14 protein-coding genes are annotated in these 20,330 nt (G+C 44.6%); 9 read left to right on the forward strand and 5 right to left on the reverse strand.

All coding sequences use genetic code 11. From position 1 onward, the window contains the following. The first annotated feature begins 156 nt into the window (after positions 1–156). The 4 genes from ACL6C3_RS13870 (at position 157) to ACL6C3_RS13885 (ending at position 7,209) form a co-directional block, all read left to right on the forward strand. Positions 157–4,734 carry a CHC2 zinc finger domain-containing protein gene (locus ACL6C3_RS13870; protein WP_413167776.1) on the forward strand — a complete coding sequence of 1,526 codons (4,578 nt, stop codon included), beginning with the start codon at positions 157–159 and terminating at the stop codon, positions 4,732–4,734. A 562-nt stretch (positions 4,735–5,296) separates the two neighbouring features. Further along, positions 5,297–6,199: a DEAD/DEAH box helicase gene (locus ACL6C3_RS13875; protein WP_413167777.1), complete on the forward strand. Its 903-nt coding sequence runs from the start codon at positions 5,297–5,299 to the stop codon at positions 6,197–6,199. Next, a complete protein-coding gene (locus ACL6C3_RS13880; RefSeq protein WP_413167778.1) occupies positions 6,177–6,836 on the forward strand; it encodes a DEAD/DEAH box helicase in 660 nt (219 codons plus the stop codon). Before ACL6C3_RS13875 ends, ACL6C3_RS13880 begins: the two co-directional genes overlap by 23 nt. Positions 6,837–6,867: 31 nt before the next feature. Then, the gene (locus ACL6C3_RS13885; protein WP_413167779.1) at positions 6,868–7,209 is read left to right on the forward strand and encodes a hypothetical protein; all 342 of its coding nucleotides are present in this window, start codon (positions 6,868–6,870) and stop codon (positions 7,207–7,209) included. A gap of 158 nt (positions 7,210–7,367) precedes the next feature. Here the strand turns inward: ACL6C3_RS13885 and ACL6C3_RS13890 are convergent, their stop codons facing one another. After that, on the reverse strand, positions 7,368–8,927 hold the full coding sequence (locus tag ACL6C3_RS13890) for a tetratricopeptide repeat protein (protein WP_413167780.1): 1,560 nt from the start codon (positions 8,925–8,927) through the stop codon (positions 7,368–7,370). A 68-nt stretch (positions 8,928–8,995) separates the two neighbouring features. Here ACL6C3_RS13890 and ACL6C3_RS13895 point away from each other — a divergent pair, with 68 nt between their 5' ends. Next, positions 8,996–9,607, forward strand: a complete 612-nt coding sequence (locus ACL6C3_RS13895) for a hypothetical protein (protein ID WP_413167781.1) — start codon at positions 8,996–8,998, stop codon at positions 9,605–9,607. Positions 9,608–10,598: 991 nt separating this feature from the next. On the opposite strand, the gene ACL6C3_RS13900 is transcribed toward ACL6C3_RS13895, so the two are convergent. Both ACL6C3_RS13900 and ACL6C3_RS13905 read right to left on the reverse strand, forming a co-directional pair. Further along, complete coding sequence (locus ACL6C3_RS13900; RefSeq protein WP_413167782.1) at positions 10,599–11,387, reverse strand: hypothetical protein; 789 nt, start codon at positions 11,385–11,387, stop codon at positions 10,599–10,601. A gap of 190 nt (positions 11,388–11,577) precedes the next feature. Then, the gene (locus ACL6C3_RS13905) at positions 11,578–12,141 is read right to left on the reverse strand and encodes a hypothetical protein (protein ID WP_413167783.1); all 564 of its coding nucleotides are present in this window, start codon (positions 12,139–12,141) and stop codon (positions 11,578–11,580) included. Positions 12,142–12,353: 212 nt separating this feature from the next. Here ACL6C3_RS13905 and ACL6C3_RS13910 point away from each other — a divergent pair, with 212 nt between their 5' ends. Further along, positions 12,354–15,899: an NB-ARC domain-containing protein gene (locus tag ACL6C3_RS13910; RefSeq protein WP_413167784.1), complete on the forward strand. Its 3,546-nt coding sequence runs from the start codon at positions 12,354–12,356 to the stop codon at positions 15,897–15,899. A gap of 293 nt (positions 15,900–16,192) precedes the next feature. On the opposite strand, the gene ACL6C3_RS13915 is transcribed toward ACL6C3_RS13910, so the two are convergent. Beyond that, a complete protein-coding gene (locus tag ACL6C3_RS13915; RefSeq protein ID WP_413167785.1) occupies positions 16,193–16,435 on the reverse strand; it encodes a hypothetical protein in 243 nt (80 codons plus the stop codon). 132 nt (positions 16,436–16,567) lie between these two features. Then, on the reverse strand, positions 16,568–16,930 hold the full coding sequence (locus ACL6C3_RS13920; RefSeq protein ID WP_413167786.1) for a hypothetical protein: 363 nt from the start codon (positions 16,928–16,930) through the stop codon (positions 16,568–16,570). 460 nt (positions 16,931–17,390) lie between these two features. Here ACL6C3_RS13920 and ACL6C3_RS13925 point away from each other — a divergent pair, with 460 nt between their 5' ends. The 3 genes from ACL6C3_RS13925 (at position 17,391) to ACL6C3_RS13935 (ending at position 20,221) form a co-directional block, all read left to right on the forward strand. Next, positions 17,391–19,115 (forward strand): hypothetical protein, encoded by a 1,725-nt coding sequence (locus tag ACL6C3_RS13925; RefSeq protein ID WP_413167787.1) that lies wholly within the window; start codon positions 17,391–17,393, stop codon positions 19,113–19,115. Positions 19,116–19,161: 46 nt separating this feature from the next. After that, positions 19,162–19,371 (forward strand): hypothetical protein, encoded by a 210-nt coding sequence (locus ACL6C3_RS13930; RefSeq protein ID WP_413167788.1) that lies wholly within the window; start codon positions 19,162–19,164, stop codon positions 19,369–19,371. Between the two features lie 139 nt (positions 19,372–19,510). Next, the gene (locus ACL6C3_RS13935) at positions 19,511–20,221 is read left to right on the forward strand and encodes a tyrosine-type recombinase/integrase (protein WP_413167790.1); all 711 of its coding nucleotides are present in this window, start codon (positions 19,511–19,513) and stop codon (positions 20,219–20,221) included. Positions 20,222–20,330: the final 109 nt, after the last annotated feature.

The following is a 20,330-nucleotide window of genomic DNA, read 5'->3' on the forward strand; positions in this document are numbered from 1 at the left end:
AAAACAAAAATACACATATAACAAAAACTTAACAGGCTTGGGGATTCAATGGCTAGATGCCACGCCGACCCCTAACAGCTTGAAAGTCAAGTCAAACCCGGAGATTGAGCCGCTTAGACCAGTGACTCCGTGCTGTAAAAGTCATGGAGTTGAAACATGGTTCAACACAAACGATCCTACCACATTGATCAATCCGTCAACAAGACCTCTTCAAAAATTGATTCAACCTATCCCAGTTGCCCCCTTGATGCGATCTCAATCATCTGGACATTTAAGATTCCCCACCAGTTCATCGACAAGCGAAAGAAGCGAAAACCCCGAAAAGAGTTAACCAAAGGCGACCTCAATTCGACCGCTCGGGATTCGGGTAAATGGCTTCTGGAGATGGACGGCCATCAATTCGTGATTCTCCCGACTGGAATTGATTGTTACGGGGGATTCTGTTACGCCCGATGCGTTGATTGTCCCGACATTGGGATTCAGATGTTCTGGCTCAGTTCGCTTTGGGCGGATGGTCTGATGGCGACGGATGTACTCGGATTCTCGCTCAAACCTTGCTTACTACTGAGTGATGACCCGCAAGTGAGAGCGGCCGCAAGGCAGAAGACCCCAGGCGAACAACTGGCTGAACAGGGTGAATATCTCGAAGGAGGTATCGGAGTGATGAACACCTCAATCATTGATAAAGCAAATGAAATTAGCGATCGCGTGCGGCTTTCCGACGTGGTTGAAAGTTACGGGGTGAGCTTATCCGGCAGCGGCTCAGAATTAAAAGGTTTGTGTCCGTTCCACGCTGAATCCACCCCCAGTTTTAGCGTTAACGACTCAAAGGGTGTTTACCACTGCTTTGGGTGCGGTGTCGGAGGGGATATCGTCAAGTTCGTTCGGGAGATTAATGGGGGTATCGGTTTTGCAGAAGCCGTCCACCAACTCTCGGGTGAGTCGAACCCCGACGGTGCGATCGCACCCAAGCGGGAGCGGGTTAAGCAAGAATCCCCCAAGTGCAACCCCTTACCTGTAGAAGCACGGCACAACTCACACAAGAAATTAATAAAAGCTTTCGGTCTGGCTTCGTGGCGATCGCATCACCTGATAGAAGATCGGCGGTTAACTTCTGACGAGGTGAGATGGTGCGCCGAGCAAGGATTTATTTTTGATTGGGAGCCGGGAACGGCAATCACCGGAGTAAGTCGGCAGTTGGCAGGGGTAAACCCTTGGGACGGTCAACTTGTCGGTGAGGTTGGGATGGCGATCGCCGCAATGAATCCCACAGGCCAAGCGACCGGATATCAAATCAAACCAGACAACCCGAAAAAAGCCAAGTATGTTTGGGCGAGTTCAAGTTGGTTGGGAAATTCGATCCATCTGCCAAATGGTGATACTCCGATTTTCACCTGGAAACATCCAGAGGCGACAAAGATAGTTGAGGTGTGGCTGTGTGAAGGTGCCTTAAAATCGCTTCTGGTAGCTCTGAGGCTGTGGCGAGATGGCATTCATCATATTGCAGTAATCGGAACACCTACGAGTGCAAAATACCCCCTTGAAACGTTCAAGCAATACTTAGCTCAACTCAATCCGCAAATCGTCCGACTGTTTCCCGATGCCGGAGTTGGCAATAATCCCGGAGTCAAAGCAGGCAACCTGCAAACTATAGCCCAGGTGTCCGAATTCGGGTTTGAGATTGTAGTCGGTTGGTGGGGTCAGTTTGAGAAGACACCAAAAAATGACATTGACGACATTGCCGACTGGAATCAAATTCAATATCTGTCACCTGACCAGTTCAAGATCGAGTTAGGGATTGATGAGGAACATACACATCAGCCTAAGCAATGCTCAGACAAAATCATCTCAAAAGAGCGGTGGGATGAAAAATTTGGAATTCCAAGAAAATTTGAGAAGTTTGCCGATCTTCTGGCTAACCGAGTTAAGAAGTTTACCCAAAAAACGGGATTTGGGAAACCGGAACCCGAATCGCCAATCACCCTGGTAAACCCAAACTTATCCTCTAAAAACAACTTCTTAACCTATGTACCGGGCGAGTTACCCACTGTTTTGGAGTGGGCCGAGTTGGGTTATCCCGATATTAGAGTAAATGGCGATGACATTGAGTTTGCTGGCGAGGCGATCGCACTTGGATATAAACACATCCTTAACGCCAAACCCGCAGGCAGTGGAAAATCTTACACCACCGGACAGTTTACCTTAAACAACTTAGGCTTAACTATGACCGTTGATGAAAATGGTTTAGAAATCGAGAGCAAAAAACCCCGAATCTTCTATCTTGATAAAAACTATCGCAACCCGTCAACAGAAACAATTGAGGAGAACTTCATCCCACTTCCGGCCCGTCATGCGGGGTTAAGTTATGATTACTCGCGTAAAACCTCACTCGGAAAACCCTATTTAATCCAAACACCCGCCGGAAAAAACCCGGATATCGAACGCAGTTGTCGGGATGCAGAATCCTTCATCTATTCCAACACCAAAGGTAGACCGATATTCGGAGGAAAAAACACCCCGCTCTGCGAAACTTGCCCGGATTATACCGATGGAGAAAAAGTTGTTTGTCCATTGTTGGTCGGCAAACAATCTGTCTTGAACGAAGATCCAAATATCTCGGCAGATTTGAAGACAATGCCCCGCCCCCGTTCAACCGATATCGGGATTGTTGAGGAAGCGTTAGATAGTCTTAACCCGACCGAAACGGTGACAGTTTCTCAGCGCGAAATCCTTGAAACTATCGGTAGGCTGGCAACAAAAGATGAGAAATTACTGACGGTGATTCGCCATATTCTTAGCAACATTCTCGCAGAAATAGAGAATTTCAACCCCGAAAATAAACGTTATGGTGCCGCTCACTCCGAGGTGGTTAATAGCGTTCTTTTTGAGGGCATAGATACATCTTCGGCGAGTATCGTGAATCCAAATGCACTCCTCAAGCTACAAGCAGAACTTGCCAAACAAAAGCTAGAAGATATAATCTGGGCAGTTTACAACTCGGATTTCATCAAAGCCGAATCAGCTTGGGGTAATCCGGTTTGGGAAACTTCCTTTGAAGGTGGCAATTTCAACCGAGAAGTTAATAGGTTCATCGGTTGGAAGTGGGCAGCCCCCACCCTCCAAGAATTCATTGATGAATGCGATCGCGTTATCAAATCATTTAAAGTAGACTCCCTGGCGACTCCCGAAGAACGATTAAACGCTCTCAAAAATCAGCTTTTACCCGATTGGGTTTCACCCTTGCTCAAGGTCGTTTGTGGCGATCGCAAACACAGTCTGAGGCTTGATGGTCGGCACCTTACAATTACATCGCCCAACCGCCGCCACGAACAAACTGTTAAAGGTTTTCAAACAACTTTCTATCTCGATGCAACGGCAACAACTGAAGACTTGGCAATGGCTATCAATCTCAAACCCAAAGATATTTCTCGGGAGTTGGAAGGGCTTAATTCCGAGTTGGCGATTCTCCTTCGGAGACGCTACGCGAACGCCAAACAACTCAATAGCTTTGCCTCAAAGTTTGACCCCGAAACAGTTGAACAACGGCAAAAAACTGTTAACGAGATTGAAGCGAAGATCGATTCTTTACGCCGAACCCATGCCCAACAGCATATTTTAAAGGTTGTCGGCGAGGAAGTTTCTTATAAGAACCTCAAAATAACCGTTGTAAGCGGTGTTGGCAAGTGCGGCCATCAAAGGTTCAGTAAGGGTAACAAAGGCAAGCTCAACACCGATAGTGAGTTCGCCCTTGGCAACCGGATCGTTAACCTCGTAAAAGCGATCGCCAAGCTGAACGAAGGTAAAAATGTCGCGCTGTTTGACCACAAAGCTTTCACCGATAATGACAGCAAAACCGTTAACCCAGTTTATCTGGAACTCGAAAAACAAGGGTTAATTCATCAAATGGCCGCTCACTTCCGCGACTCACGGGGAATTAACAGACTCACTGATACAGAAGTGCTGATTCCCGTCGGACGGGCGATCGCCAATTTAGGGGACTTAGCTTCCCAATGGCAGGCGATGACGGGTCAGATTGTTAATCCGACCGATCTTTTTGGCGAGTATGGGGCTTGGGTAAAACGGAAAGTTGTAAGTGAGGATATTCAAGAGATCGCCAGACTCAGAGCCAACCGCAGACCTTCGGAACAGTTAGAGGCATTTTTGATTGGTGAATATTCCGAGGCTGACCTCAATGCGATCGCTCACTATTTCACAGGCGCCACCATTGAACAAGTCGAAGCTTATGATTTATGTCCCTCATCGGCTAGAAAGGGAACCCAAACTGAGCGGGGTATATTCGAGGCTGTCTGGAATGTCGTTCAAAATGGAGTTAAGGCAACAACTACCCAAGTCGCTCTTGCCGTCGGGGTTTCTCGGAGTCGGGTCAGCCATGTCGTCAATGACCTGCTGCCGTTCGGTTTTAGGCAATTGGTCAAACTGTGCGAAATGCTATATTTAGCTCTCAATAGCAAAACGCACACTTTTGATGATCTAAATCTGACTGACTCGGAACTCTGGGCCGCCCGTGAATTTCTACCCGCAGTAGTGGGCGATCTTCTCAATGGTGATACCACTCCCGAAGAAGTCGCCGAAGATGCAATCGCTATCGCCCAACACTATGGCTCAAGGACATTTGAGAAGATTCTAGCGGCAACACCCCTACAAACTTTACTCAAACTCTTCGGCTCCATTCTCCCTTTACTCCCATTGGATGACTTGAATGCAATAGAATAGCGTAGGACTTTCGCATACGGAAATAGATTTTTATAAGGAAAAATGGATGGGTTGCTCTGTAGAAAGCATAAGTCCATGTGTTTTTGAATAAACGCGCATCCGTTCTGACCCTCACTATTGGTTTCTAATTCGTTCACAAAAACCCCTCAATCCAACCCGACTTCACGAGAAATTGCTACCGTCAATTTTCTGTAAACTACACGATTTTTATTTTAATTTCATAAACTTCGTGCGTTCTGGAGTTCATCGAACAATTGCAATCGATGTTGATAACTGCACAGTTAGTTATTTTGGGGAAGAAAAAATGCTAAAATTCTACGAACGACACCTCACTAAAAATTTGAACCGACCCCCATATATACTTGGAAATGGTAGCAATCTGGGGCGTTATCTTTCCGGAATTACTCCCAACTGAATGGGGTTTAATCCCGTTGATTAATCGCCGGGAGATGTGGCTCAAAGTTCGGAGGCTGCAAGCAGAAAAATACAACCCTATTCTGTGGCTATAAACTCAAATTTTGTGGTAATATGGTTTTAATTCCATAGCATTTATCACTTCACAATGCGGCTCTACAAGTATCAAAAAAATATGGTGGAAGCCACCCATCAAAACCTTACCAACGGCATCGGGCGACAACTGCTGACTTTGGCAACCGGAGGCGGAAAAACTATCGTTGCGGCCGACCTCATCAACACCTTTTCTGGACTGGATAAATTTACCTTATTTATTGTTCACCGAACGAGCTTAATCCAGCAAACCCTTGATAAATTTGCCGCAATTAAATTAATGGTGAGCGGTTGCAGCGGGAATCATTATCCCGATATTTTATCGTCTTGTGTGGTGGCAACTTGGCAATCTTTGAAACTTACGGGTCAACCCCGAAAGGGATTGATTCAAAAACCAGATGGGCGGTGGGTATTTTGGTTTAATTCGACTCAATACAAACCCATTGACGTGTTAATTTTGGATGAAGCCCATCAAACCACTTACGTTGACAAACTGCAAGCTTTAATTCCCAAGCACAGGCAATTTATTCGCCGGACTGAAGACTGGATGCACCCCAAGAAGGAATATTGGTTTTATGAACAAAATTCTCCAAGAGAAGCCGATTCTATAATTACCATTGGACTAACTGCAACGCCCTGGCGGTTGAAATCAAAAGAATTTCTCTCGGATTATTTTGATGAGCAAGTTTTAGGAGCAACCGTTTATGAACTGCAACTAAAAAAGCGATTATCACCCGCTCAATACAAATCCATTGACCCGCCCACTTCTCTGGCTGCGTTACGAATTCGGATGGGAGATTATATCGAAGCAGAAATGGAAAGCGCCTACTGTACTCCTGCGGCGTTGGAGAAGTTTATTACCGCTTATCTCGAACACGCCTCCACCAGACAATCCATCGTTTTCTGTTCAACTTGCGCGCCCCGCCCGTTCGGTGGTGAAAGAACTCCAAAAAGTTAAGATTTCAACCGAGATCGTAATCGCTCAGACTGGGTACCCGGATCGCTGTGAAATCTTCGATAAATTTTCCCAACGGGAAGTTAACTGTCTGGTTTCGGTGTCGGCTTTGAGTGAGGGTTTTGATTCTCCCATTGCCGATTGTATCGTGCTTTGCCGTCCCACGAAGTCCAAGGCGTTGGCGATTCAGATGGTGGGTCGGGGTTTGCGATACCATCAAGAGAAAACCGATTGTTTGGTACTCGACTTTGCTGGCATTCTCCGCAACTTTGGGGCGGTTGAGGATTTGGGGCGGGAAGCTTATTCGATGTGGCCTGCCGAGACAACTTTGGTTAATGATAAATTTGTCGCTTTCGATGAGCAAAATACTCACGCCGATGGCACTTACCAGATTCTCTGTCCGGAATGCGATAAGGCAATTAATTCTACCGCTTGGAAATGTCCTTACTGCGGTCATCAACTCAGAAATCCAGAAGAAAATATTGAATTACCCTCTCTGGAGAGTTATGTTCCGTTGGTTTTACAGGATAAAGCTGCCGTTTTTCAAGAGTTATTGAGGGAAGCGTTTCGCACGTCACGACATCCCGAGAGCGAGTTTCTGGCGCTTTGGAGAACTTTATCACAACGAAAAACCGGATAACCAATGGTATTACGGGGCAATTTCTAAAGATTTGGCTATTGAATATTGGAAATATTTATCCCAAACGTTGGATTCGCAGGCGAGGGCGAAATCCTATTTTTGTAAGGTGTTCGGTATCCCTTTTTCAGAATTTGAGTCTTCGGGTTTGCGGAATTTGGTGGAGGTTAAAGCCAAACCGAAGGACGATAGAGAGTTTATCCGCCAACACTGGGCAAAAATTGATGAGATTGAGCGGGTTCGCAAGGGGCCGGGCATCACCAAACGGGAATTAAATGCCCTGATTCGAGAGCGGTTTAATGGCAAGTCCATCAATTTTTTATCGATAGATGAATTGGAAGCGTTAATTGATTGGCTGAAATCTAAAACGGCTTGAGTAGACGATTGGCTTCGCTCGGAATACACTTATTTTTTCCTATCTAACCCGTTTTTTTACCTAGCACTTAATAAACGAGGATGGCATTACGCCAGTAACGCTGCACCGGAAAACATCAGCCAAGAGGCCGTTTTCAACGCCGTGATTATCGATTTATATCAACTATTAATTTTTCGGGTGGGGGCGAAGGTTGGATCTAATGCCTGAACTTGGTGGAGACAGTACAATGAGGCATCGGGTTTGTTGAGATGATGGTAACATAGTCCCAAGTTGTAGAGTGTGTTGGGCTGGAGTCCGTACAGTTTGAGGGACTGTTGAAAGTACCAGGAAGCGGTGTGATAGTCTTGCAGTTTGATTAATAGTTCGCCCAGTTGGAAGGCGAGGTCTTGGGGTTCGCCGATGGGGTAATAAGTGTCCCAAATATTTTGAATGACCTGAATGAGTTCCTGTCGTTGAGAATTGCTAGCGGATTCAATTTGTTGGGTTAAAGGGGACAGACAACCGAGGAAAATCTTTGTATCCCAACCGCTCAGTCGCAGGTAGGCAATAATTTGTTGTAAGCTGAGGCGATCGCAGTGGTATTCTATCGCTTTTTTGAGGTTGAAGAAGTCGTCGGGGCTGTTGTTGACGATCGCTTCTTGATAGGCGTGGCGAGTTTCGGCGTAGTTGGTGGGGGGATGACCGAAGAGAAAGGCTGAAATGTTGAGGCTGGTGTGGCGGTGGGGGGTGTGCAGGGTTTGACCGCCTTGATTAATTACATATTGCCCGATCGCGTGATAGTTGACCATCAGGGAGAAGCAGTTACCGTGAAATGCCATGTAGGGTTTCGGGCGATCGCGCCAATCTTCTAATTTGCTATAACCTTTATCACCGGAGATCAGGAGTAAACGGTCTTGGCTGAGGCGGCGCAGGTTATCCAGGCATTTCAGTCCGATGATGGGTAAAAGAACGGTGGTGTTGTTGAGGTGTTGTTGGTAATAATGCAGGAGTTGGTTGTAGGCGGGGTTATCGTAGTAATTGGGGGTGATGGGGCGATCGCTGTAGGTAATTTGCAGGTGGCGAACGAGGTCGGGGTCTTCGAGCTTTGGGGAGGTGAGATGGGGGGGTAGGGTGAGGCTGACGAGGCTGGCGTGGAGTTGGTTTTGTTTGAGGGTGAAGGCGTCTTGGGGGAGGCAGTCGAAAAAGTAGTTGGCGAGGACGATGAGGGGATTTTTGAGGGTGGTGTGGGTTTGGTTGGCGTGTTGGAGGTGGAGGGTTTGAGAGTTTTGGGCATCAAATTGGGCGATGTCGAGTTTGCTTTGTTGGAAGTAGGGTTGGAGGAAGGGGTGATGATGCCAGTAATGGAGGTTACTGGGGGAGAAGTCGCTGAGGATGTATTTGACGGGGAGGGGGTTGAGGGAAGTCTGGGGGAAGAATGACCAGAATTTTTTGAGGAAGTGGTAGGCGAAACGACCCGAACCCCCACCGAGTTCGAGGATGTAGATGGGATGAGTGGGATCTAGAATTAATTGCCAGTCCCGCAGGTAGCCGAGGACGACTTTGGCGTAGGCGTTGGCAATGTAGGGGTTGCTGGTAATGTAGTGGGGGACGGTGTTGTGATTCCAAGCGTTGATGCCTTGTTGGGCGAAGAAGTTGCGTTGGAGTTGCCAGAGGAGGGTTTGGGAGAGGGGTTGGTTTTGTTCGAGGGTAGGGTTTGTTTGGGTTGGGTTGTGTATCATGGTTCAAAGGAAAACAAGGAGAGTTTTTGTTTTGCTAAGAGTTAGAGAATAAATAATGGAGAAAAACAATGACTCGTCAGCCATTACTCGATCCGAATCGTTCCTACACTTTCAGCAATTATTTTGAGTTGGGATTTACGGCAGATGATTTGGTTGCTGAATTTGGTTACTCCTTTGAGCGAAAATTCCTCACTTTACCCCAATATTCTGATAAGTTAGACCGACTTGTTGATTTAAAGCAACGCATTGAAGATATACTCCCCTATGTAGATTTGGAGAATGAAGCAACCCGTCGAGAAATGATCATTGCACCTATTATTGCAGATTTAATTCACTATTCACGCGCCAAATTAAGAATAGAATATTCGATTCAAGTTAATAACCGATTGCAAGGTAAATTAGACTATTTGTTACGTTCCACAAATAATTTAATTGTCATTGAAGCCAAACAAGCGGATATTAATCGAGGATTTACTCAATTAGCGACGGAAATGATTGCTTTAGATCAATGGATGGATTCCTCACAGGCTGAAATTTTAGGGGCGGTGACGACGGGTAATGTTTGGCAATTTGGGATTTTAGATCGTCCATCGAAATTAATCTGTGAAGGCATCAATCTTTACCGAGTTACTGAAGAATTGGAAATGATAATCAGAATTTTATTAGCCAGACTTATTTGAATGAATAGGCTACTTTGGTTTTTTTTAGAGATGATTAAAACAACTCATTTTCAAGGCTAAAAATAGTTACTGTTCTGTCAGGATATCAGAGGAGTTGGCATAGACATTATGTGGCATTTGTCTCATTAATATCAGGTTCACCAATTAGAATTCCCCAACCCACCCGAAGAATTGAATCCGTAACGGCTTTTTTTACTTCACCTGAGATTCTATTAATTTCAGTTTGAACTTGCTCTGAAATACCGTTAACTGTATTATTTACAAGAGTTTGTATGCCATTAATTTCTTGTGTCGCTTGGGTAGTGATTCCATTAATTTCGTTTTTGGCTTGCTCTGTTATTTCGGTAAGTTGAATATTGAAAGTCTCTTGAATATTTTTAGTTAGGTTATTGGCATCATTATCCAGCTTGTTGATATGTTTATCAATCTTTTGATTGTATTCATTTATCTTTTAATCATATTCTTTGATTTTATTGGTATATTCTTGAATTTTTGTTGTGTATTGCTGGATATTTTTGGGATCGGGGTTATTTAGAAACGGAATTTGTTGTGCATGAATTTGTTGAATGTCGATTAGTAAGATACAAATGAGGCAACTTATAGCCATGATTGATTTTAAATTCTGTTTTGAGATTTGAATCATCTTTTTTTTTCATTCGTTATTTAACCTTTAAAAATGTGCGGTTTGCTGGTAACGTAGTGGGGGACGGTGTTGTGGTTCCAGGCGTTGATGCCTTGTTGAGCGAAGAAGCCATTTTTTAACTATGGGCTTCAATAGCGATCGCACCCACAAGCATCATTGGGTTTACGCCTAGATGAGGGAGGAGGGATCGCAGTTTTTCAAGAAGCTGAATTTAAGCGCGATCAAAATTTTCAAAAGTAGCGCACCCTACAAAATTTACGATCACGCTAAGAGCAACCTTTATATAGGTCTATAGCTAAGTAAGTTGCTACTGAGGGATCTGAATCTCATCTGGATAGGGTTAAAATGTCAAGACTTTGGGAAATAAGTTAATGAAAGTTTGGCTGGGTCAAACTTAATGTCATCAGGTTGACCAGTACCTACTTCCCTGTACTCAATATGATCGAGCCAAATTTTATGCCCAAGTACATCAATATATGGTTGCCAGACAGCCAGGGATGTACCTTTCTCAAGCGAAAAGGATAGCTTGTGGGTCTTTGATCCATAGAGTTCACTTTCAGTCAGCTTTTCCTGGAATGTTGTTGTAGTTGATGATCCTGAAATGGTTGAAGAACCTGAAATATCAGCCTCATTGACCGTAAAACTCGCACCTATTGAAAATTCGGCACTCTGAGACTTTTCAATAGTAAGCTGATGAGTATCAGATACTTTCTCAGAGAACCCTATCGTTTCCTCAAATTCAAAGTGCAATGTCTCGTCACTTGGATTAGAACGAGAAAAGATTGTTTCCCATTCTATTTTTCCGTCAATATTCTTCTGGATCTTAGGCTCAGGAAACCAAATAGTAATGTACGGATTATTATCATTTTTGCCATAGTTCTTTGCTTGGCTCTCAGTCAAGATGCTAATCTTACCTCCTCCGTATACAGCATAGTAAGTGCCATCAGGGTTAACAGCAGCACGAGTACAGGTACTTCCAGGTTCATCCTTCACTTCCACGCGCAAGGTGTAAGTTGTAGGCTTGTGTAACTCAGCCCCTTCTTCTCCTGGCTTAACTAAATGCCATGTTGCACCTAATATTATGATTTTGTACTGCAATTGAAATTTGGTACAGTTCCGAAGCTTTAAGGTCGCCATTTTCTTTGTATTCCTTCACGAGTAAAGTTTGTAGTGTCAAGCGAAAGCTGAAGTTTAACTAAGATTAGATGGATGTTTTCTATATTAAGGTTGTTTCAAGAAGTCATCCATCTAATAACTTTCCAGACATTATTGCTGATTAGTGACTCATCAGCCCCCAAATTTTTTGTCATCATGTCAACGATTTTGGCTAACCTTTGCCGGCTGCTATTTGAGCTTCTAATATTGTTACCCGCTTTTCTAATTCAATTACTCGCTGGCTGATGTTTAAGTCTTCCGATGAACTTGAGTATTGAGCCAAGGCAGGATGTAAAACTGACATTACTTTTTCCGGGTTAGATATTTCAGCCATGTGGGCAAACATCAATTGCAAGGTATTAATTCCATATTGACCGCCCAGTGATTTGTCGAAAATTGTTATATTTCCTAATACTGGAGCCTGAACAGTAATTTGGATATGTGCCGATATCAAATGATTTTGTTGATCATTTGAATAGTTAGAAACAATTACCGTTACTTTTGGGTTTTGATTAACTACGGTACTACTGTCACCTGTTATGGGTACTGGTCCGCCAGCTATGTGTCCACTTTTAATACCACTATAAGTAGCTTCATACTTGATGGCAAACTGACCTGGATCGGTTTCTATCAGCGTTAAAGTAACGGCTACTTTTTCTCGGGCAAACAAAGCACCATAAGTATGCTCATCGGTTTTAACATCAATAACTGAAGCTGCATTAAGAACTGAATTCATCTTTACTTTCTCCTTTCTAGAAGAATCGGAATATATCAAAAGTTTAGAGGGGTGTCAACAAAAAATTGATAACTTATTAAAGTCTCACGTTTTGAACTGACTACTAATAAATTAGCCAAACTATTTAATGCCGTCATTACAGAAAAATATGGAGTTGAGTAAGAAAAGTATGTTATCAAAGTAGAAAACTACTCTCCAGTGCTGCAAAATGTATGGAATTTGACAAAGCTTTGGAGGCCATCAATGGGGCCTTCTCCCGGAAAAACGATCGCCTCCTAACTGAAGTTGAAATTGCCCTCATATACGGTGCCTGGAACAACCTGACCTACGATCGCATCGCCGAACGCTCCGGCTACAGCGTCAATTATCTGCAACGAGATGTTGGCCCCAAGTTCTGGAAGCTGTTGAGCAAAGCCCTCGATCGCAAAGTCAATAAAACCACCCTTCGCGCCATACTCAGCAACCAGAAAAATCCCCTACCTCATCGCCAGCCGGAGAAAAAACAGACCATAGACTGGGGTGAAGCCCCGGATGTTAGTTACTTCCAGGGACGACAAGACGAGATTGAGCAGTTGACCCAGTGCATCACCGAGGAACGCTGTCGGTTGGTCGCAATTGTGGGACAGGGGGGCATTGGTAAAAGTTCTCTGGCGGCTAAGGTAGCGCGACAGGTGCAGGCTGACTTTGATTTCGTCATCTGGCGATCGCTCCGTAACGCCCCGTCTTTAGAAACACTGCTGGCTGAACTGGTCCCCTTGGTCTCCGCACAAAAAGACATTCAGACCAAACCAGAACGGTTGCTGTACTGGCTGCAAACCCACCGTTGTCTAGTAATCCTCGATAACCAGGAGACGTTGCTCCAGGCGGGAAAAGAGGGGGGCTATTATCAACCCCAGTTCGCCAACTACGGAGATTTGGTGCAGATGCTGGGAGAAGCCAACCATCAAAGCTGCATCCTGTTGACCAGTCGGGAGAAATCGACCAATATTGGTTTGTTAGAAAATAGCCGAGGCGCCGTGCGGTTGCTAGCTCTAAAAGGTTCCTGGGAAGCCTCCCTAGCGTTGATTGAGGCGAAGCGACTGGTGGGTACGGAAGACGAAAAACGTCGCCTGTGTAAGTTGTACCGATGCAACCCCCTGGCGTTGAAAATAGTGGGAACCTCTATCCAGAGTTTGTTTGAAGGGGAAATCGCCGCCTTCTTTGAATCGGAAACGCCCATCTTTAACGGCATTCGTCGCCTGTTAGATCAGCAGTTTGAGCGGTTATCGCCCCTGGAGCAGACCCTCATGAACTGGCTGGCTATTAACCGGGAGTGGACAGCGATCCCACCCCTGCAATCCGATATCGTCCCCGCAATTACTCGCCCCAGCTTGTTGGAAGCGCTGGAATCTCTCACCGGACGCAGCTTAATCGAAAAGCGGGTGCTGAAAGAGAAGGGTAAGTCCAGGATGGAATATACCCAACAGCCGGTGGTGATGGAGTACGTCACCAAACGCTTGATCCGGCAATTGGCGGCAGAACTGACTCAGAAAGAAACAACCAGCCTGAGACGATATGCCCTGATGAAAACGACCGTGCCTCACTACATCCGGGAAAGCCAAATTCGAGTTATTATTAATCCGCTCATTGCCCAACTGCAAGAAGGTTTTCATCACGACTCGCAACGACTGGAACAGCATCTGCGATCGCTCCTCGCCAACCTGCGGGATTCTGCTCCTATAGGACTAGACTACGGAACTGGAAACCTGATTAACCTGTGCCTGCACCTGAGTATTGACCTGACGGGTTACAACTTTTCCCACCTGACCATCCGCCACGCTGACTTGCAAGGGGCGACCCTACAACGGGTCAATTTTCAATCAGCCCAGTTTGTAGAATCCACCTTTACTGAAACCTTTGCAGGTGGAATGTGGGTCGGCTTTAGCCCTGACGGGCAGCGTTTTGCCATTGGCGATAGCAATGGTGGACTACATCTTTGGCAATTTGAACCCATGCAGCCACTAGCAGCTATCAGAGGGGAGCAGCAGAATTGGCTAATGGCGGCAGCTTGGCATCCCAATGGAACGAATCTGGCTTTTGGTGTCGATCAGACTGTCAAACTCTGGGATACCCGCACGGGGCGTTTAGTGCTGAACTTTGAAGGGAATACCCCTTGGGTCTTTGATTTAGCTTGGAGTCCTGATGGTAAATACCTCGCTTGTGGAGGGCAAGAAACGTCAATTAAAGTTTGGGACCGAACAACTGAAACCTGTTTAAAATGTTTGAGAATTGATGAGACAAATCAGCAACTTCTCTGGACTCAAGCTTTGGAATGGCTTGCTGGGGGAACTCTCCTCGCAGGAGGCTACATGGATCACACAATCAAATTTTGGAATGTAGCTTCCGGAGAATGTATTCGGGTAATTCAAGCTCACGATTACTGGATTTCCTCTTTGACGTTACACCCCAATGGTGAAATTCTGGCTAGTAGCAGCTATGACAAAACCGTCAAACTCTGGAATTGGCGAAATGGAAACTGTTTAAAAGTTATTTCTACTTCAGATGTCATTTATAAATTAGCGTGGAGTGCTGATGGTAATAAGTTGGCAGGCGGAAGCTTCGACTGCACCATTACTCTCTGGGATACTGACCTGCAATGTACGCAAATCTTGCAAGGACACCAAAATTGGGTATGGGGATTAGCTTGGAAACCTGATAGCAAGAGCTTGATCAGTGTATCCCAAGACCCAGTGTTGAAACTCTGGAATACCCAAACTGGAGACTGCATCAAAACGATAAAGGGTTATAGCAATTCTTCTAGGTCGATGAAGTGGAGCAAAGACGGTATTCACCTTTTAAGTGGCAGTACAGATCATTCGGTGCAGTTGTGGGACACTCAAACGGGAGAATGTCTCAGGCGTTTTCGAGGACATCAGAATGAAGTTTTATGTGTTGCCTGGAGTCCTGACGAAAATCGGATTGTCAGCAGTAGCGCAGATACGACTATCCGCATCTGGAATGTGCATTCTAAACAGTGCATCACGACACTGCGGGGACATCTGGGGTGTGTGCGATCGGTAGCTTGGAGCCATGATGGTAGTTATTTAATTAGTTGTGCCGATGATGAAACAGTAAAACTTTGGGATGCTATTTCTGGGCAGTGTTTGTTAACTCTGTCAGGGCATCAAAACAAAGTAAATGCTGTTGCTTGGTTCTCAAACGGTAAGCGAGTTGCCAGTGGTAGTATGGATGGTACCATTCGAGTTTGGGATTTGAATCGGGGAGTTTGCGATCGCGTGATTCAAGTGGGTCATCTAGTCCATCCCATTGCCTTCAGCCCGGATGGTAAGACTTTGGCTAGTGGCGACTTCAACAACACTGTCAACCTTTGGGATATGGCATCTGGGGAGCGGTTGAAGACCTTCCAAATTCATAGTCAGGGGAATATTTTTTCAATCTCCTGGAATGAGAGTGGCACTAAGTTGGCGAATGCCTGTAATGATTCGACGGTAATAATTTGGAACGTCAACACGGGTGAATGCGAAAACCTCATTCAAGGCAGCAACCACGGCATGGCTGTGGATTGGCATCCAACCAAAGACCTGCTGGCGATCGCCTTCCTCGAACAACCCATTCAACTTTGGGATAGACAGACTCAGAAAGTTGTGAAAACCTTGCGGAGCGATCGCCCCTACGAAGGCATGAACATTGTTGGTACAACTGGAATTTCGGAAGCACAAAAAGTGACTTTACAGGCGTTAGGAGCGATTAAAGAGTAATAGAAACAGGTGTGGTTTCTAGCCGACTCGCAACTTATCCCTCTTCTGGAAATTTAGTTTTTTAGGAGAGGGGTATGGTCATCCGTTCACTGCCTTGAAAAGGCGGCGCTTGTGGATGAACTCGATTCCCGAATGAAACTCAACCTTCATAGCCAAAGCGGTTTCCTAGACTGCCATTTTAATCGGAGTGCGATCGCTTTCTCTGAATTCATCCCCGATTCTAGAATGATTCTTCAAATTCAAGAGCCGCACTCGTAGCAACTTAACCATTATTGCCCAATCAAGCCAGTATTTTACTTGACTTCTAAAGTTGCAAGATCCTGTTTATTGTCGAGAGTGATATAGAACAATTCAAAGGCTTGATATCCCAGGATTACTCGGTCTTTTTCTGGGAGTTGACCCACAAAAACCGGAACTTCTATGCGCTGACCATCCACGAAAATTTGACCGAGGTAAATCAAGAAATTAGCTTCTCCATTTCCCGTCGGTACTCTCCTTTCTGTAGCGATGTATTGCCAACAAGACAGCTTCAACATCTTGAATGTGAATTCCCAAGATACCTGACGTGAAACCCGTATCAAATAAAGCATCGACTGGAATAAATTCACCGTCTGAAGTGATTAAATCTATTTCAAAATAAATTCCTTGCCTGGTAATTGCGCCATTAATCATTCCCGTCCCACTAATCCCGACTGATTTAACTGATAGATGCACAAGATAGTCTTCGGGAAGTAGATATGACTTCTCAAACAAACTCCCGTATAGGTCGGATCTAGAAAGTAAACCCCCGTGTCGGAATCTATGGCAATATACCAATTACAGTAATGCTTTCTTAAATGAGGTTTGATTCGTTGGAGAATGACCCAAGCTTTATCGAGTCGATGGCTGGCTTGTTGCTGACGTTGTTTTAATTCACCTTCTGAAAGGGGATTAACTTCAAACAGGTGTCCGGGTTTGGTACTTCTTGGGAGTGAGCTTGCTTTGAGCATCGTTCTTGACAACAAACCGAGTCCGGCGTGAGAGAGAAGCATTGATTATTTTCACTCATTCTACCACTATTGTGCATCTGTAGTGCAGAATTGGGCGGTTATGAGGCTTGATTTGAGCTTGGTAATACCTCGGTTTGCGGGGTAGAATTAAGTCGGTTGTAGTATCAAGTGTAATGCCAGCGCCTTTACCCGAAACAACCATCCACAAACTGAGCTTGATGACTGCTTTGGGTATCACTTACCGAGCAATTAATTTTTAAGTGCGGTCGTTGTTTTGAGAGTGTCAATAAATCATACAAACTGCACGGTTTTTATCTTAATGGAACGAGTAGCACCCACATTTTAAAATCAATTTCGTTACCAAACTTATATCGACAAGCCAACTAATTGACGAAATGATCAATATTAGTATAGAATGGGTTAAGTTCAAAGAAAATTAATTCGGGGTCGCAACACTTCCCAAACCCGACACATTAAACAAATAAATTGGAGAGGATAACCAATGACACTCTTTACTCACAGAATTCAACAATATGAAGACGAGATTGCCTCGCTCCACCAAAAGATTAACGCATTGCAATCCGAGCAAGACAAACTGAGAAAAAATGAGAATAATGCGGCATCTGCCCTAAAAATTCTTGAAGATGTCGTGCAAGAATTTGGCGATGATGGCGAAGTCATGCAAAGTCTTAAAGAAAAACTTGATGCTCTATTTGCTGTGACTACCGATGGAGAAAGCGAGATGGACAATCTTCCCTCAAATAAGTTTCAAGAGTATCATTCAACGCTTCGTTTTCAGAATCAAAATGAGGCTGATTTGTTTGCCAATGAAGCTCGAAAACGGGGGATCTGCCATAACTTCGAGTCTTTTTCGGATGGCAGTATGTATGTGTTTGGTGTGAGTGATGAAGATGCTTTGAATCGGTTGATTGATGACCAAAAATCAGCAAAAATAGACGTGCCGGAAGCAAAACCGACAGCAATTTCGAGCGCCAACTCCGAACTGCTACACGCTCATCCGATGATTTTTTTTGATGCCTACACCGATTCGATGAGGCTTTTCTTGTTCGCGAAGGATGATGCAATTGCCACTTACGAAAAAGCCAAAGAAGCGGGGTTGGCAAAACAACACGAACTCCACAAACTCAACGATACTTGGCTTTTGGTTCTCTCCCCAGTTAATCGTGATACCGCCCTCAAAATTAAGGAATTGGCACTCGAAGAATCCTCACCCAAAGCGATCGCAACCGCACCCCAAATCGCAATTGAACCCTCACCTCAACCGGAACCCGAAGCGATCGCCATTGAACCCAATTCAAACACCGAAGAATTAAGCGAACAAAAGTCATCCGTTCACCGCCTTTTTAAGGCGGTGCCTGCGGATGACTCGCTTCCCGAGTCAGATTCAACTGAATGCGAATCCGCACCCGATGAACCCGCAATCGAACCCATTAATGAGTATTGTTCTCGGTGCGGTGACTGGTTAATTATCGGTTTTAGCGAAGAGCAACTGGCAAACGCTTGGCATCACAAATTATCAGATGAAGGCTATGTGATTCGGCTTGAGTCTTTCGATGAGAAGTGGGAAGTCAGGGCAAACTTATCCACCAATCACTTCACAACCGATATTTTCAACTGCGTAGATTCCGACTTTGCACGGTTTCCCAAAGGTTATGAACCACCGCTTGAATTAAAGTTTTGCGATTCCAAATCCGCCAACCAATTTGGTGAGGAATTAATCACGGTGGGATTGGCTTCAAAATTTGATGTTACCGATGACGGCACTCTAACTATTCACGACCCCCAAGATTCACAACGAATTAGACGTTTAGTTGAAACTGAAACGCTTGAAAAGGAAAAAATCAGCGACGTTTGTTATCGACGGGGCGATGTGCTGGTCATTGGTTTTAAAACTAAAAAATTGAGGAATGAATGGAAATCATTTTTTGATGTTTGGTTGCATTCCGCTAATATTAAAGCCCAGGATTACTCCCGAATTGATGGGTTGAAAGTCTCGCTCAGTATCATCAACTACGCGGCAATTGGCGATGACGAAAAACCTTATTGGGAACGAATAAAGCAGATTGATTTTACCCAAAACCCGGAGGAAGTCGAACGGCAGCGCTCACTTGAAAGTTTGGATAAGTTTCAACAGGTTGGCGGCGAAACCCCAACCTCAAACGAACAAATCATAGATGTTACGGGAATTCCCGCAACGGTACTGTAGTCAGCAAAAATGGCATCTACTTGAACTTGTAAACGGAGAATAAATTATGACTAGAACCCCAGAACAAATTTTACAGCAAACGAATCAATTGGCGAGGGAATTTGCTCAAATTATTGGCTATGAAATCCTCAACCCGAACTTGAATTTTTGGGAAGGAACGCACCCCCGATTACAGATGTGTTGGAAAATGGCTCGTGCTGCTCAGATAGCATTAACCGATACTGACCCAGAAGATGCAATAGTCGAGTTGGATTGATTCGTTAACGCTTCAGGAGATTTAGGAAACTACCCGACCCTAAAAGTAATCCTGAATATTCCAGGTTAAATTGAAAAAAGCTTCAAGATTAGAGTTAATAGTCAACGTTTAACACTCATAGATTTTCGGAGGTATTTTAATGAATTTTCAACGCACACCCGCCCAGATAAAAGCTCAAGAGTTAGCCGTCTATCTGCGGAATGAAAACCCGGATTACAACTATTTAAGAAGTCTGTTTAAATACTTGTGTCAAGAGTTGAGGCTGCAATCTCCCTCGACCTCACAACATTCACGAGAGATAGCAATACCTACCTCAGAAGAAATTCAACGCTATTATCAAGCGGTTGAAAACAACTCAACTGTGCAGGAGAGGGTCATTCTTAAAACGTTATTGTATACAGGAATCCGTCTGGGTGAACTGATTAATATCCAATTAACAGACATCGATTTTGACTCTCACCAAATTCTCATTCGTTTGGAGCGAGGTCAAGATAGAATTGTTCTGTTTCCCGTGAATTTTAAAGACCTTTTGACAATGCAGGCTGACCGCATGAGTCAACAGCAAGCTACTTACTTATTTGAATCCCCTCAACATCAGAAGTATTGTGTTGAGCAAGTCCGATTCATCCTAAAAAGAGTCGGACAAAAATCCGGGTTAAATCCATTAATAAATCCCTACAAAATCCGCAGTTTTCTCATCAACTGGTTTCACGAAAAAGGCGTCGATAATGCTTTTATTCAATACTTTTTTGGGTTTTCAATTCAGCAGTCTTTGATATTTGACTCACCGCCAAGTCTTCAGGAGATTCAAGAAATTTACAATCGAGCGATGACCGACTTCCCCGTGTGAGAGTTTATGGGGTATTTAGGGGGTGGGGAAGGGTGTACCAATCATTCAATAAAAGGAAGCTTTTTTGATGAGAGCTTATAACTATCTTTGAAAACCACAACTAGCTATT

Origin of the sequence: Capilliphycus salinus ALCB114379, assembly GCF_047276495.1 — a bacterium.
GTDB lineage: Bacteria > Cyanobacteriota > Cyanobacteriia > Cyanobacteriales > Microcoleaceae > Capilliphycus > Capilliphycus salinus.